Genomic DNA, 14184 nt, shown 5'->3' with positions numbered 1-14184 from the left:
CGGTAAGACCTATGGTGGAGACCCCAACAAAATCTATCTCATCGGGCATTCGGCCGGCGCCTACATCGCCGCCATGCTGGCATTGGACACGAAGTGGCTTGGCGAGCAGAAGCTGAATCCGGCGCGTGATCTGAAGGGGTTTGTCGGTATTTCCGGACCGTACGATTTTCTGCCGTTCGACGATAAAGCAGTGGCCGATATTTTCAGCCCGGCGCGGACGCCGGAATCAACGCAGCCGGTCAATCAGGTTCGACCCGGCAATCCGCCGGTACTCCTGCTGCACGGGCAGAGCGATGATGTTGTCTATCCGCGCAACAGCATGGCGCTTGCGAAGAAACTGCGGTCTGTCGGGTCTTCGGTCCAGACGAAGCTTTATCCAGGTGTCGGTCACATCGGCATTATCGGAGCGATAGGATCGCCGATCCGCTTCATTGCGCCGACACTGCGCGATACCGTTGATTTCATTCTTGGGCATGGGGGGAACGACAGATCATGACCGGCGCGCCGTCAGGCTTTCCGGCATCGTCATCACTTTAACGGCGGAGTGCGAGGACATAGGTCGACCTGTCAAACCGTGGCCAGCAACCACCGCGTGAACAGAAGACTGAGGGTTGCGCATAGAGCCGATGCGAAGGTACCCCAGCCCATATCGACAATCGTCACCATCGTGGACCACTGTTTGAGTGTCGCCTGATTGGTCAGATCATAGGTCGCATAGGCCATGAAGCCGAAAAGCGCCCCATAGACGAGAGCGGTTGTCCAGCGGCCGTTTTCCAATGCGGGGCTGACCGCGAAGATCACGATACCCGCGACAAAGATCAGATAGAAGGCAATTGCCGCGGGATAGTTGGCCTGTGTGCCAATGACATCGGGAATCCGGCTGCGGTAGAAGCCGTTTGCCATGATGCTGAGCCAGACAAAATCGACCGCAAGAAACAGCGCCGCTGTCGAGAGGTAGGCGATGACGTATTTGAGCATGAAAGATTCCTTTCTGCCTCATACGCTGGCGGCCTTTGGATGGATCATCCATGTCGGGATAAAGCGAGCTGCGTCTTCATCGTCACAATGGTGATCAGAGATGGCCGCATTTCGTGTGAACGGAACAAATGAGATTGATGAGATTCCAACTGAGGTGAAGAGTTTCGCGCGTCAGGGGTTGAGCGGTGGCAGTGCTGGCTTCTCGTGCTTCACGTCAAGCCGCTTGCCGTTGCCGTCACGCCACGAGAAAATGGCGGAGGCCAGTTTGTTCATGGTGACTTTGGAGTTCGCCGCGATATGCGAACGGTATAAATCCGCCTCAAAAGCCTCAAGTGCATTCAGAATTTCCTGATCCTGGGTAGCGGCCGCCCAGGCCGCAATGCTCTTGTATCCGGCACTTGCCGTCCAGGTTCCCAGAGCGGCATAGGCCGCTGCCGGGTTGTCCGAGTTCAAGGCGAGATAGAGCTGCCGGAACCTGGCGGGTTCTGATCGTTCAAGCATCTTCTGGCGCGCATCCATCCATTTGAACAGGCGCGGCAATGTGATCCAGCAGAACCAGGCGGCCAAAACTGCTGCAGACAAGATTATCCCGGCAAGCACTATTGTATGCAGCGAAGTTGCACGCGACGATTGCGGTTGTGCCGGCATATCCGGAATGATTGCATTCGTCGTCGCGGGAGCCGCCTTCACGGTGAGCGCAATGGTGGAAAGCTTGGCCTGCTGGCGACTGGCATTGCCTGTATCGTACCAGTCGACGGAAAGACCCGGAATGGTCAGGCTGCCTTCGCGCTCTACGACGTAAGTGATGCTGTCGGTCCGCTTGCTGGCGGATCCGCCACCGGCTCCTTTGATGCCGTTCTCCAAACGCGGCGGTTTGACGTACATCCTGACCCCGGCCGGCGTTTCAAAATGCGGTTGAGGCAACATCATTGCCTGCGTTCCCCCGGCCGTCTGTGACACGGTCCGCACCAGGGTGTCGCCGACTGTCAGTTTGCCGGGGTCGCTGTCCAAGGTCTGTGACAGCTCAAGACTGGTCGCGGCCAGGATGGGCCCGGTGTCGCCGCTGCCGGGCACTTCATCCACATGAAACCTTGCGGGCGGAAGTGGCACTTTCGTCGTGACCGACTGGCCCGGCACGGCGGCATAGCCAAATTCTATGTCTGCGGTCGGCAATGCATAGTCGCCCGCCAATTGCGGAATGATGAGATACGTCCGGCGGATTCCCGAATATTGCGCTGCATCCCTGACGACGTTGAGGTTCTGGGCACGCCCGTCGGAGAGTGTGACAATCGCATTTGGAAGATCGAACACGGGAAATTGCGGCGGTGCGGTGAAATAATTCGGTACGAAGACATCGATGTCGATCTGAATCTGTTGACCCGCGACCAAAGTACCCTTCGTGGCAATGGTCGCTTCAGCAAAAGGGTCGGCGGCCAAAGCGGCGTGATGCCAGAACAACACCAGAAAGGCTGCAGCAAGGATTCTCATTTCACACCCCGCGCCGCCTCGAGTGCAAACTTCCGCGCCAGCAGCTGCGCCGGGCTGACCGCAATATTCTTCATCCAGATATCCGCCGCCTGTTCCGCGACATTGACCTCTCCCTTTTTCCCCTGTTTACCCTTTTCATCGAATTGGATCTGATCAGGATCGTCATCCGGATCCCGTGGCTCTTGGCTCTCATCCTTCTTTTTGCGCGCTGCAAGCCGCTCGGCAACGGCAAGGTTACCCTTGGCCGGTATCCAGTCCTTGCGCACGGCCAGCGCTTTTTCATATGCGGCGACAGCCGCGTCATATTTTGCAAGCTGCATGAGACAATTGCCTTGATTGAACCAGCTTTCGGGCGTGTTTTCGCGTGCGAATGCGTTTAGCGCCTCGTCAAATTTCCTGGCACGGTATAGCGACACCCCCTTCCAGGCCGGATCGGCGAACGTGTCGGCAGCGTCCGGAAAATCCCCGCGTTGATAGGCAAGGCGGCCCTGTTGGTCTCGGGTGAGCCAAGCGTCCGCAAACCAGTTGTCAGCGGCACGAGCCGTATCCGCGCTGGTGATCATATGGAAGGCAAGGATGGCCGCGGTCCATCGGATGCCCCCGCCACGCCGGAAAGTGAAAGCGGCAAGCAGCGCGATCGGAATCGTCAGCCACCAGCCGAAATCCCGCCACCGGGTTTGGCCGGCATCCGACCGCTGTTCAAAATGCGTCCGGATGTGTTGGGCAATCCAATGCACGTCGCTGTCGTCCGCCGTGTAGGTGGCGACGCTGGTTTCGCTGTTGCGCAACTCTCTCAAAGCATCGATGTCGAGTTTGGCAAAGATGCGGCTGCCATTGGCATCATTGGCAAAGCTGCCGTCGGCGGTCTTGACCGGGCCTCCCTGCGCAGTGCCGATGCCGAGAATCACGAGCCCGCTTCGCCGCTTCGATTGAACGACTGCAAGTGAGCCGGAATCGATACCGTCGGTCAATAAAAGGATCGTGCCAGATGCCTCTTCATCGGCCAGCGTTTTTTCTGCCAGTTCCAGCGCGGCCGCGGTGTTTCGGCCGCCGACGGGCATGATGGGCGTGACCAGGGAATTCACATAGGTCCGGATAAGCGAAGCGTCCTCCGTCAGCGGCAGCACGAGATGAGCCGATCCGGCATAGGCGATCACAGCGGTCTTGGCCGCTGGGCGCAATGCCAGTATGTCGTCAATCTTCAGCTTGGCCCTTTCCAGCCGCGACGGTGTCACGTCAATCGCATCCATTGTCCGCGAGAGGTCGATTGCGACAACAAGGGCGGCGGCATCCTGCACAAACGGCGGCAGTTCCTTTTGCCAGGTCGGCCCCGACAGCGCGATCGCCGATATGGCCATCAGCATTGCCATCCAATGATGCGGGCGGATGCCGCCGCGGTGCTCCCTGCCGGAAATCAGATGATCGAGCAACTGCGGTGCAATCATGCCGCGCCACTTTATTCTCATGTCACCTTGCCGCGCCGCCAGCCAAAGGAACAGCATCGCCGCCGGAATGCCGGTCAGCCACCACGGTCGCAGGAAGTGGAAGTCGGCGATCATGACTGCGCTCCACCGGGTAATTCCCGGCGCCTCCTGAATTCCGTTCCCAACCATGCCAGTGCATGAAATACCACTAGGAGAACCAGAGCAGCGCCGAGCGGATAGACAAAGAGCTCGGTCCGCGGCTGCCACGACAGAATTTTCTGCGTGGCAGGCGTTATCCGGTCCAAGGTCGCATAGACGTTTTCCAGGCTTTTCAAATCCTGCCCGAAGAAATAGCGGCCGCCGGTGACCTCAGCGATCTTCTGCAGCATGGCCACGTCCAGCTTGTCCTCGCCAACCGCATTCATATCACCAATTCCGATTGTATGGACGGTAATCTTGGCTGCTTTGGCGATATCGGCAGCTTTTGCGGGAGGCATTTTGCTTGCGGTATCATTCCCGTCGGTCAAAAGCACAAGCACCTTTTCCGGAATGCTCGGATCATTGAACATTTTGATGGCAAGCCCTATCGCATCGCCGAGAGCTGTTCTCGGTCCAGCCATCCCGGGAAGCGAATCCGCTATCATCGTCTGAACCGTGGAATGGTCCATCGTGAACGGCGCAAGCGGGTAGGGCGCGTCGCCGAAGGCAATCAAACCGATCCGGTCGCCCTGCCGTTTCGACACGAAATCAGCAACAACTTTGCGCACTGCCTCGACGCGGGATACCAGGGTGCCGCTTGGTTCGCGGAAATCCTTCGTGTCCATGGACTGGGATAAATCGATAGCAAGCATGAGATCCCGCTGCGGTTGCGTCTTCTGCAGCGGCGGCTCGATAAACTGCGGACGGGCAAGCGCAAGGACTATCAGTATCCAGGCGAGGCTTGCGGATAGAGTCTGCAGGACGGACCGTTGCGAAACCAGCGATCCCGTGGTCGGAACAACGCCAGCCGCGCGGGCGACTTCTTCGAAGAAGGGAATGCGGACCGCAGTGGTCTGCTCCTTGTAAGGCGGCACGATCCACCAGATCAGGAGTGGTACGGGAAGCAGGACAAGCAGCCAGGGATAATCAAGTTGATACATGATGCTTTCCGATCCAGCGGATGGCTGCTTGCCTCAGCTGCGAAGCGTCCGGGCCCGATGCCGCATTCGCGGACACATATTCCAGTTCCGCAATGAAACGGGCAAGCTCGGGGTCCAGGCTGTGGTTGGGTGCCGTGCGCTCCAGGAAGGTCACCCACTCCTTTCCCGTCAGTGAGGCCACCTGTTCGCGCGGCCATGCGGCAAGCGCGGTCCTTTTCAAGATGACCAGTACACTTCCGGGAAGGTCGGCCGTGCTCATCTGCCGTATGCAGCTGATCGCTTCCCTGCGGTAACGGTTCCTCCGCCACCGCCTTGCCGATCGCCAAATGCTCCATCCAAGCGCAAGGCAAATGGCACCGGCAAGCACGGCCCAGCCCCAGGTTTGCGGCATCCACGACACGTCAGGGGGGAGCGCAATGTCTGCGAGCGTTTTCAGCGCAGTTTCCGTGAGGTCATCGGGCATTGGCGCAAGTTCGGCCATCTCACCGTCTCCGCTGTCGCCATGCCGCCTGCGCGAGCAGACTGCGCAATTGCGGCGCGGTTTCCTGGGCGGATGAAACCGGCAGCATCGGCAGTCCGAGTTCGACTTGCCAGGCGAGAAGGTTGCGTCCGCGTTGACGTGCGAATTCGCCGATCGCGCTTCGCATCTGGGGCCGCTGGAAAGCCAGTTCGGCTTGCGTGGAGCCCCCGCTGACGACGATCCCGCCGCTGGTTGGGAGTTGAAGCAGAAAGGGATCGTAGACCAGGATTGCCAGCACATCGTTGTGCGTCGCCAGCCGCAGCAGCATGTCCTTGGTCGTGTCGGTATGGCCGTCGAAATCACTGACGATCACAATCAGATGATCGTGATCCGCCACGCTGGCGACGGCCTGGAGCGCGGCATTGAGCTGTCCACTGGACCGCCTTGCCGGCGTATCCGCCGTCAATTCCTGATTCATCGCGGATATTCTGGTCGACAGGGCGAAAATTGCTTCGCGGCTGCGGTGAGGCCGCAGTTCATCAATTCTCTCGTCGTTGAAGACAAAGCCGCCGACACGGTCTCCGGAACCGAATATGCGCCATGCGCAAAGCGCCGCGGCTTCCGCCGCAGTCACGGATTTCATCGAGCGGCGACTGCCGAAGAACATGTTCGTCCTCTGATCAACGACAATAAGCGCCGGACGCTCCTTCTCCTCGCCGTAAATCCGCACGAACGGCTTTCCTGTCCGGGCCGTAACGCGCCAGTCGATGGTGCGGATATCGTCGCCCGCGTGATATTCACGCAATTCTTCAAAGGTCAGCCCGCGGCCACGCATTTTTGAGTTGTGCCGTCCGACCAAAGACTGCTGCACGGTGGTCTTCTGCAGAAATGTCAGGTTGCGGGCCACCATCTCCAGCTTGGCCAGATCGTCTACGGTGACATAAACGCCGCTTGTGGTTTTCTGCACGTGGGCGGGACGCATGACCATGGCATTCAAGCCACAGCCACGAGTTCGACGATCCGGTCGATCACTGCATCAGGTGATATACGTGCGGCGTGCGCGTCGTAGGAAAGTATGAGCCGATGCCGGAATACATCGTGAACAACGGCTTTGACATCGTCGGGCGTGACATAGTCGCGCCCCTTGAGCCAGGCGTATGAGCGCGAAACCTTGTCCAGTCCGATCACCCCGCGCGGGCTCACGCCAACCTGCAGCCACTTGGCCAGATCCTTGTCCAGCTTCAGCGGATAGCGCGTGGCAAATACAAGGGCCACCATATAGTCCTCAACAGCCTTGGCCACGGTTACATTGCCAATCGCCTTGCGGGCATCGAACACCGCGGAGGCACTGATTTTCCGGGCGGATTTGGCCGTTTTCACCTGTGCGTTCTCCTCGCTTCGCACCAGTCGCATGATCGCTGCTTCGGACGTCTCATCCGGATATCCGACTTCGATGTGCATGAGAAAGCGGTCAAGCTGGGCTTCCGGAAGAGGATAGGTGCCTTCCTGCTCGATCGGATTTTGCGTCGCCATCACCATGAAAAGATCGGGAAGGGGATAGCTCTTGCCTCCCACCGTCACCTGGCGCTCTTCCATCCCCTCGAGCAGGGCCGACTGGACCTTGGCGGGTGCGCGGTTGATTTCATCGGCGAGTATAAGGTTGGCAAAGATGGGGCCCTGTTGGAATTTGAACTCGCCCTTGCCGCCTTCGCTGAAATAGATTTCCGAGCCTGTTATGTCAGCCGGCAGCAGATCGGGCGTGAACTGCACGCGCGACAGTGAAGCATCAAGATTCTTCGCCAAGCTTTTGATTGCTCTTGTCTTTGCCAGTCCCGGCAGGCCTTCGACGAGAAGATGGCCGTTGGCCAGGAGGCCAAGCAACAGGCGTTCAACCATCGCCTGCTGGCCAATGATGGACTCGCCAATGTGTTTGCCAAGGAGTGTAATGTCGTCACGTGCGGTCATTCCGTCGCTCCGCCGAAAAACCATGAGTAGTACGCATTCCCGGCGACGCCTCCGCGCAACTGCGCGGCATTGCGCTGCCACCCCGCGCGGTCGCCGTTATAGGCGCTCAGGCCCGTCCTGTAGAACGTGTGGAGTTTGCCGCGCTCCTCCTGCATCGCCTTGATGAACTCGGCGCTTGCGCCATCGATGACGGGCTCCTTTGCGAGGTCCATGAGTTTGGGAAGCGTGACCGCGAACGAGTCAGGCCGCACCCAGGAGCCATACTCGATGCGAGGGTAGTCGTCGGTAACCGCTACGGCATCGCCGACGTAAGTCTCAAGTGCGGCCCGGTCGGTTACCCACGTCGCCATCAGTCCGGCAAGGGAATTCACGCCCACTTCCGCAAGAGCCTGTTTGACATCGGGCTGGTCGAACCGGGCCTGCATGCGCGGGAGGTCGAAACGCAGCGGTTCCTGCGAACCGACGAGCATCATTTCATGAAGTTCGGTGGTCCACAGTCCGACATGCGGAAACACATCGAGGAAACTGCGCACCAGAGACCGGGTGTCCTCGTCATTCTGGGTGGGAAGGGGCAGCCATTGCGCCACCAGCCCGCCGCTTCGCAGCCTGGAAGACGCGAGGCGATAAAAGTCTGTCGAGTAGAGATTTGCCACGCCCGCTGCTGACGGGGGCGGGGGTTCAAGCGTTATCAGGTCGTACCTGTCGGCGTTTGCAAGCAGTTCACGCCTTCCATCGCGCAGACGGATATCCAGTCGTGGATCGGATGCGGCATGATTGTTTCCGGCGAACAGGTTTGTCGCCCGCGTGACGGCCGGCAGAAGCTCGGCTGCGACCCTCCGTTCGAGGCCGTGATAGGTAAGCACGGCACCCGCCGTGATTCCGGTGCCCAACCCGATGACAAGAGCCGATTGCGGCTGCTGCGGCATGCTGATCAAAGGTATCAGCGCCTGAAGCCGCATATAGCGCAGTGACGGCAATGAATCCCCGGTGTTGGAAACGCCCTGAATGTAAAGTCTCCTGAATTTCTTGTCGCCTCCCTGCTCGAGTACAGCCACTGCGGCACCGAGGCCTTCTTCGTAAAACACCAGCTTGCCGCCGCGCGATTGGGCCAGGAGATCCGCAAAGCGTGTCGAGGGGAGCAGAAAGGTGAGGGCCACGGCGATGGCACAAAACGCCAATGCTGCAGCGCGATGCCAGGCAACGGCAGCGATATTCCGGTAGACTGCGATGATACCAATTGCTGTCGCAATGACAGCGAGAAGCCCGAGCGAACCGATAAAGCCAAAGCTGGGGATCAGAAAAAATCCTGTCAGCGCCGTTCCGACTATGCTTCCCAGGGTGTTCCAGGCACTGACAAGGCCCACGCTGCGGCCTGTGCGGCCATCCCGTGCCACAATTTTCAACACCACCGGAAATGCCGCACCCAAGAGGACGGTGGCGGGCAGCACGGTCGTGAATGCAGCTATCGTGAACCTGGCGGACATTCCGGCGAGCTGGCTACCGGTGAGATTCAGAACCCAGTATTCCGCCAGCGATTGTGCCGTAACGATCCAGTTTCCCAAAAGTGCTGTCGAGATCAGGGCGGCAAGCCCGGCTCCGGAAAGAAGAAGACCCAGCGTGCTCCAAAGGTTTTTCAAACGATCGATTTTGCCTGCCATTACAGCAGAACCGAGGGAAAGCCCGAACAGATAAGTCGCCAATACGATGGCGAAGGCAAAATTTCGGGTGCTCATGAATTGCACAATGGACTGTGTCCAGACAACCTCATAGCCGAGGGCTACCGCGCCTGCGACAGTATAAAGTGCGAGTGCGAGACGCACGTCGCCGGTGTGGGGCTGGGAATTCTGGACGGTCTGCACTGCGGGAGGCGCGCGTCGGGGAATGGCCCACGATCCTGCGGCAGCGGCAATGCTGCAGCCGGCGGCGATATAGGCTGCACCTGAAATACCCAATGAGGGGATCAATATGAACGCGGCAGCCAGCGTGCCCGCAATCGCACCGGCGGTGTTGGCCGCGTAGAGGCGACCGCCCGCCGAACCGATATTATGGCTGATCGATGTCACCGAGCGCATCAGAGCCGGCAGCGTGCCGCCCATGAGAACGGCCGGAGTTGCGATAAGAATGAAGACGGTCGACCAGGCGATAACCGGCGAGAACGTCTCAAGCTTTACGAACGGTAGCGCATAATGTGAAAGTAATATTGTTAAACCAATGCCGCAGAACGCCACTGCCGCTTCGAGCCCGGCATAGAGAGCAAGCGGCCTCGCGTGCCTGTCGGACTGCCTGCCGAATACAATGCCGCCAAGCGCCAACCCTCCCATGAATGCTGCAACTCCCGCCGTCACGGCGTAGACATCCACGCCGACGACAAGCGACAACTGCCTGATCCATACGACCTGGAATACCAGAGACGAGAATCCGGAGAGAAACAGCAGCAATATGCCGATATACAGCGATGCGCCGATGGCAGCGTGGCTTTCAGCCATGTCGCTTGCATTGTCGCGAAAGTGCCTATTCGGCTGCAGGTCCGCATTGGCGGTCATCAGGATGCCTCCTTGCATAACGAGAGGAAGAGGCCGCCAGAGGCGGCCTCTCCAGGATTATTTGGCTTTCTTTTGTTCCGCAGCTTTCTCAAGGATCGCGTCGATCTTTTGGTGGACAGATTTTTCCACCTGGTCGACCGAGAAGCTCGCCGGCTTCTGGCTTGGCGGATACTCGATGAAGGTCTCGAGAAATACTGAGGCTTTCATCGTGCCCATAGCCGTCAGGTAAGCGTTCTTGGCGAGCCAATCATTATACTGATCGGACACGATGTCAGCGCGCTCGAACGGATCCATTCGCAGGTTGAAGACTTTGGGAAGACGCAGGCAACTGAACTGATCCTGCCATACCTGCAAACCACCTGGTGTCTTTTGTTCGCAGAACACGATCTTCCAGTCATCGAACCGCATGGCCACAAGGTTGGAGTCATCGTCGAAGTAATAGAACTCCTTACGGGCGCTTTTGGGCTGTTCGCCGGTAAGATACGGAAGCTGATTGTAGCCATCGAGGTGGACTTTGGCGTTTTTGCTACCGAGAGTCGTGCCCTTGAGAAGGCGTTCCTTTATGTCCTTGTCGCCCGCCGCGGCCAGCAGCGTCGGGAACCAGTCCAGCCCCGAAAACATTTCGTTGCTCACGGTTTCCGGCTTGATCTTGCCGGGCCAGCGGATGAAGGCGGGCACACGGAATGCGCCTTCCCAGTTGGTGTCCTTTTCGCTGCGGAACGGCGTCGTTGCCGCGTCGGGCCACGACCACTGGTTGGGACCGTTATCGGTGGTGTAGATGACGATCGTGTTGTCGGCGATTTTCAGTTCGTCCAGGAGATTGAGGAGTTTTCCGACATCTCCATCGTGTTCAACCATCCCATCGGCATATTCGTTGCCGACCATTCCGCTCTGACCTTGATATTCAGACCTGACGTGGGTGAAGGCATGCATTCTGGTCGTGTTCATCCACGTAAAGAACGGTTTGCCTGCTTTCGTTTGTTTCTTGATGAAATCCATGGCAGCGCCGGTGGTCTCATCATCGATGGTTTCCATGCGCTTGGTGGTCAGCGCGCCCGTGTCCTCAATCTTGCCGTCAGCTGTGGCTTTGAGCACGCCGCGCGGGGAGAAATTCTTCACGTACGGATCGTTCGGGTCTTTGGGCCAGTAAGGCCTTTGAGGCTCTTCCTCTGCGTTGAGGTGGTAGAGATTCCCGAAGAATTCGTCAAAGCCATGGTTTGTCGGCAGAAATTCATCCTTGTCGCCGAGATGGTTTTTGCCGAACTGACCTGTGGCGTAACCAAGCGGCTTGAGTGCCTCTGCAATCGTAATATCCCGTGCCTGAAGTCCTACGGTCGCACCCGGGGCACCGACCTTCGACATGCCTGTCCGCAGCACAGTTTGGCCCGTGATAAAGGAGGAACGCCCTGCAGTGCAGCTATTCTCCGCATAGTAGTCAGTGAATTTCATACCTTCCTTGGCCAGGCGATCGATGTTCGGCGTCCTGTAGCCCATCAAGCCGTCAGTATAGGCACTGATATTGGACTGGCCGATGTCGTCACCGAATATGACAAGAATATTGGGTTTGGCCGCCTCTTGCGCATATGCAGGCTGAGTGCCCTGCCATTGAGAGAATGAGATGGCGGTAAAAGCCGCCGCAGTTGCCAAAAGCACTGTTTTGGTTCTGATTCCTCGCGGTATGCAGGCGCTCCACAGGGACGCGCGCTTGTGCTCGGGGTCAGCTGTCATGATGATTCAACCTCCTGTTGCAGATTGTGGTGTGGCTCACGTCGTGGTCTCCCGGTAAGGTTGGTGAACCGGCCGCAAAGCGCGGTTGCCGGCATCGTTTCCCACCCTTGAAGTTGCCGGAAGTACGTTACTGTTACGAATGAGGTTCGGAGTGCGACCAACCGTGGTTTGCCATCGTCCAGCGGCTGGCGTGTATGAAATGGCGGGGGATTTACTTCCCGAGTGCAAACTGAAAATTGACCCCGGCGAATACCTGCCACTCGGGATTGCCGGCGCCATGGTCGAACACCGTATACTGAGGCTCGACGAACGCATTCATCGTGACCTTGTCGTTGATTTGAAACACTTTGCCGACGCCAAGCCCGACGGGGATCGAGTAGTTTCCGCTTTCCAGATCAAAGTTCCAGGTGGCCGTGGAACGGAGATAGAAGCCATCTTTCAGATTGAAATTGACGATCGGCTGGAATGTCGCAAGGGAAACATCCTCGCGGCTATCCGGACCGGCAAACGAGGTTTGATAGGTGGCCAATCCCGCGAGCAACCCCCAGGTCTGGGGAGCGACAACAACGCCCGCGGCACCGATCTGCCATTTGCCGGATCCAAGCACGTCATCCGTTGCCGTCGGCAGCACAATGAGAGGGCCTAAACCGAACGACACTTTTTTTCCGGGGACCAGAAAAAGGTCCATCAGGGTGAGATCGCCGAGCCCCGTGCTGTATCCCGCCGGAAATTCCGGCGCTGTCGCCACTGGCAGCGTGAACCGGAGTAACTGCGGAGCGCCGAACATGTCTGATGGTATCAGGCCGCGCAGCAGGAACTGATTGGCATAGCGGTTACCCGGCAACCCGGAAAGCTCGGGCACGTAGTAATCATGCAAATTGATCGTTATTTTGGGCGTGAGCGGGTTGTTGGCAGCATTCACATCCTCATGCTGTTGGGCAAAAGAACAGGTGGCGGAGAGAATACTGGCCACAACGGCTGTCACAAGGGCGATAAATTTCATGAAGGGCTCTCCGCGTTTGATTGCGGAAGGATATTCATGCCGTTGTCCGGATGTGAGTACGTAACGGTTACATTCAACCAATGTGTATTGTCCGGATAAGTAACCGTAACGTACTGCCATATTATTTTTGCCGATACATCATGTATCAGGCTGGCTGCTCGCTGGAGCATGCCTGACCTATACGGGGCGGGTCAGACGAAAGTGATTCAGATGGCATCGGCACAGCGAGGACTTTGGAAATTGATGCTGAAGCTGCCTGCGATGCGGGGGCAGCTGCAAATGGAGAGCGCGAAAAACAAGGCACTTATGGGATTGTGCGACGCGTTTGATGATGCGACGACTGCACTTGACGAACTGAACCGTGATCCAAGGTCAAACGCAGGCCTGATCAGGGAGTATGAAACCATTTGCTCCGAAATCGAGAGTGAAGTCATTGATTTATGTATAAATCTCAAAAGCCGGTCCATTTAGCGGAAAGTATGCTTTTCAGGGGGTTCCGCCAGCTCCCGGCTGGCGGGTTTTTCCAAGCCGACTTGCACCGCGTGGCAGCCGCTATTGCTTCTTGATGAACTTATCCAGCGAATAGGAGAACGTCAGCCCGAAGAAGACCTTCCAGTCGGGCGCGATACCTTCACTGGCTACGGTATATTGCGGTTCAACAAACGCGTTCATTTTCAGATCGTCGGTCAGTTGAAACATCTTTCCAACGCCAAGACCAACGGGAATTGCCCAATTGTCGTTCTCGAAATTGTATGTCCATGACGCTGTCGACTGCAGATAGAAACCGTTGGGCAGGTTATAAAAAATGAACGGCTGAAACTCAGCCAGTTCGACATCGGCCCGGTCCTCATCCCCCGCGAATGATTTCTGATAGGTTCCCAAGCCGCCGATAAGCCCCCAGTCGCGCGGTACGACAAACGCGCCCGCCGCACCTGCCTGCCATTTGCCGCTGCCGAAGCGATCCTCGCTTGCGGTGGGAAAACTGAACAGGGGGCCGACACCGAACGCCCAGCCCTTCTGCTCGAAAACCGGAACGTCGAACACGACGAGATCGCCCCAACCGGATGTGTGTCCGTCGCCAAGCGTCGGCTCCGTGATGTACGGCATGGAAAACCGGAAAAGGTTGGGAGTATCGAAGATCATCGCGGGCACCATGCCGCGCAGCCACAGCGTATTGCCATCGACGCTGACCGGTCCACTGGTCGGCGGGTAATAATAGTTATGAAAATTGAGCGTTATGGCAGGATTCAGAGGATTGTTGGATTTGTTCAGCTCGTCGTTGGAAACCTGTTGGGCCGTTGCTGCAGTACATTGCATCGCAGCGAGCAGGGTGAGATTCAGTACGGCGGCTGATTTCATGAGGCTGGCCTTCGGTTGGCGGATCGTCAGGACACCCTAGTGCAGCAGGCATGAGCCTCCGAAGTACGTTACGGTTACACATTCAACTGAACCGCCG

Annotated in this window: 13 protein-coding genes; 2 read left to right on the top strand and 11 right to left on the bottom strand. The window is 57.8% G+C overall.

Annotated features, from left to right (window positions below):
• Positions 1-496 (top strand): alpha/beta hydrolase (locus tag RDL77_RS13590; protein ID WP_288193305.1); only part of this gene is annotated, 496 nt, incomplete at its 5' end.
• Positions 497-567: 71 nt separating this feature from the next.
• On the opposite strand, the gene RDL77_RS13585 is transcribed toward RDL77_RS13590, so the two are convergent.
• From RDL77_RS13585 to RDL77_RS13540, 10 genes are all read right to left on the bottom strand, one after another.
• Positions 568-978 (bottom strand): DUF2177 family protein, encoded by a 411-nt coding sequence (locus RDL77_RS13585; RefSeq protein WP_223615783.1) that lies wholly within the window; start codon positions 976-978, stop codon positions 568-570.
• A 171-nt stretch (positions 979-1149) separates the two neighbouring features.
• The gene (locus RDL77_RS13580; protein ID WP_288193303.1) at positions 1150-2466 is read right to left on the bottom strand and encodes a hypothetical protein; all 1317 of its coding nucleotides are present in this window, start codon (positions 2464-2466) and stop codon (positions 1150-1152) included.
• Positions 2463-4025, bottom strand: a complete 1563-nt coding sequence (locus RDL77_RS13575; protein WP_288193302.1) for a VWA domain-containing protein — start codon at positions 4023-4025, stop codon at positions 2463-2465. Before RDL77_RS13575 ends, RDL77_RS13580 begins: the two co-directional genes overlap by 4 nt.
• Positions 4022-5029, bottom strand: coding sequence for a VWA domain-containing protein (locus tag RDL77_RS13570; RefSeq protein ID WP_288193301.1), 1008 nt, complete (start codon positions 5027-5029; stop codon positions 4022-4024). The genes RDL77_RS13575 and RDL77_RS13570 overlap by 4 nt, the downstream gene beginning before the upstream one ends.
• Positions 5016-5510 (bottom strand): DUF4381 domain-containing protein, encoded by a 495-nt coding sequence (locus tag RDL77_RS13565; protein ID WP_288193300.1) that lies wholly within the window; start codon positions 5508-5510, stop codon positions 5016-5018. The genes RDL77_RS13570 and RDL77_RS13565 overlap by 14 nt, the downstream gene beginning before the upstream one ends.
• A 1-nt stretch (position 5511) precedes the next feature.
• Positions 5512-6477 (bottom strand): DUF58 domain-containing protein, encoded by a 966-nt coding sequence (locus RDL77_RS13560; RefSeq protein WP_288193299.1) that lies wholly within the window; start codon positions 6475-6477, stop codon positions 5512-5514.
• Positions 6478-6482: 5 nt separating this feature from the next.
• Complete coding sequence (locus tag RDL77_RS13555; protein WP_288193297.1) at positions 6483-7454, bottom strand: MoxR family ATPase; 972 nt, start codon at positions 7452-7454, stop codon at positions 6483-6485.
• Positions 7451-9997 (bottom strand): fused MFS/spermidine synthase, encoded by a 2547-nt coding sequence (locus RDL77_RS13550; RefSeq protein ID WP_288193295.1) that lies wholly within the window; start codon positions 9995-9997, stop codon positions 7451-7453. Before RDL77_RS13550 ends, RDL77_RS13555 begins: the two co-directional genes overlap by 4 nt.
• Positions 9998-10054: 57 nt before the next feature.
• Entirely contained in the window at positions 10055-11725 is a 1671-nt protein-coding gene (locus RDL77_RS13545; RefSeq protein WP_288193293.1) for an arylsulfatase, read from the bottom strand.
• Positions 11726-11936: 211 nt separating this feature from the next.
• On the bottom strand, positions 11937-12728 hold the full coding sequence (locus RDL77_RS13540; RefSeq protein WP_288193292.1) for a hypothetical protein: 792 nt from the start codon (positions 12726-12728) through the stop codon (positions 11937-11939).
• Between the two features lie 210 nt (positions 12729-12938).
• Between RDL77_RS13540 and RDL77_RS13535 the strand changes: the two genes are divergently transcribed.
• The gene (locus tag RDL77_RS13535; RefSeq protein ID WP_288193291.1) at positions 12939-13199 is read left to right on the top strand and encodes a hypothetical protein; all 261 of its coding nucleotides are present in this window, start codon (positions 12939-12941) and stop codon (positions 13197-13199) included.
• 81 nt (positions 13200-13280) lie between these two features.
• On the opposite strand, the gene RDL77_RS13530 is transcribed toward RDL77_RS13535, so the two are convergent.
• Positions 13281-14087, bottom strand: coding sequence for a hypothetical protein (locus RDL77_RS13530; protein WP_288193290.1), 807 nt, complete (start codon positions 14085-14087; stop codon positions 13281-13283).
• Positions 14088-14184 lie beyond the last annotated feature (97 nt).

It is taken from the genome of uncultured Phyllobacterium sp. (assembly GCF_902479695.1).
Taxonomy (GTDB): Bacteria; Pseudomonadota; Alphaproteobacteria; order Rhizobiales; family Rhizobiaceae; genus Phyllobacterium; species Phyllobacterium calauticae.
Note: the sequence above shows the minus strand (reverse complement) of the source record. Positions and strands in the feature narration are given on the sequence as shown.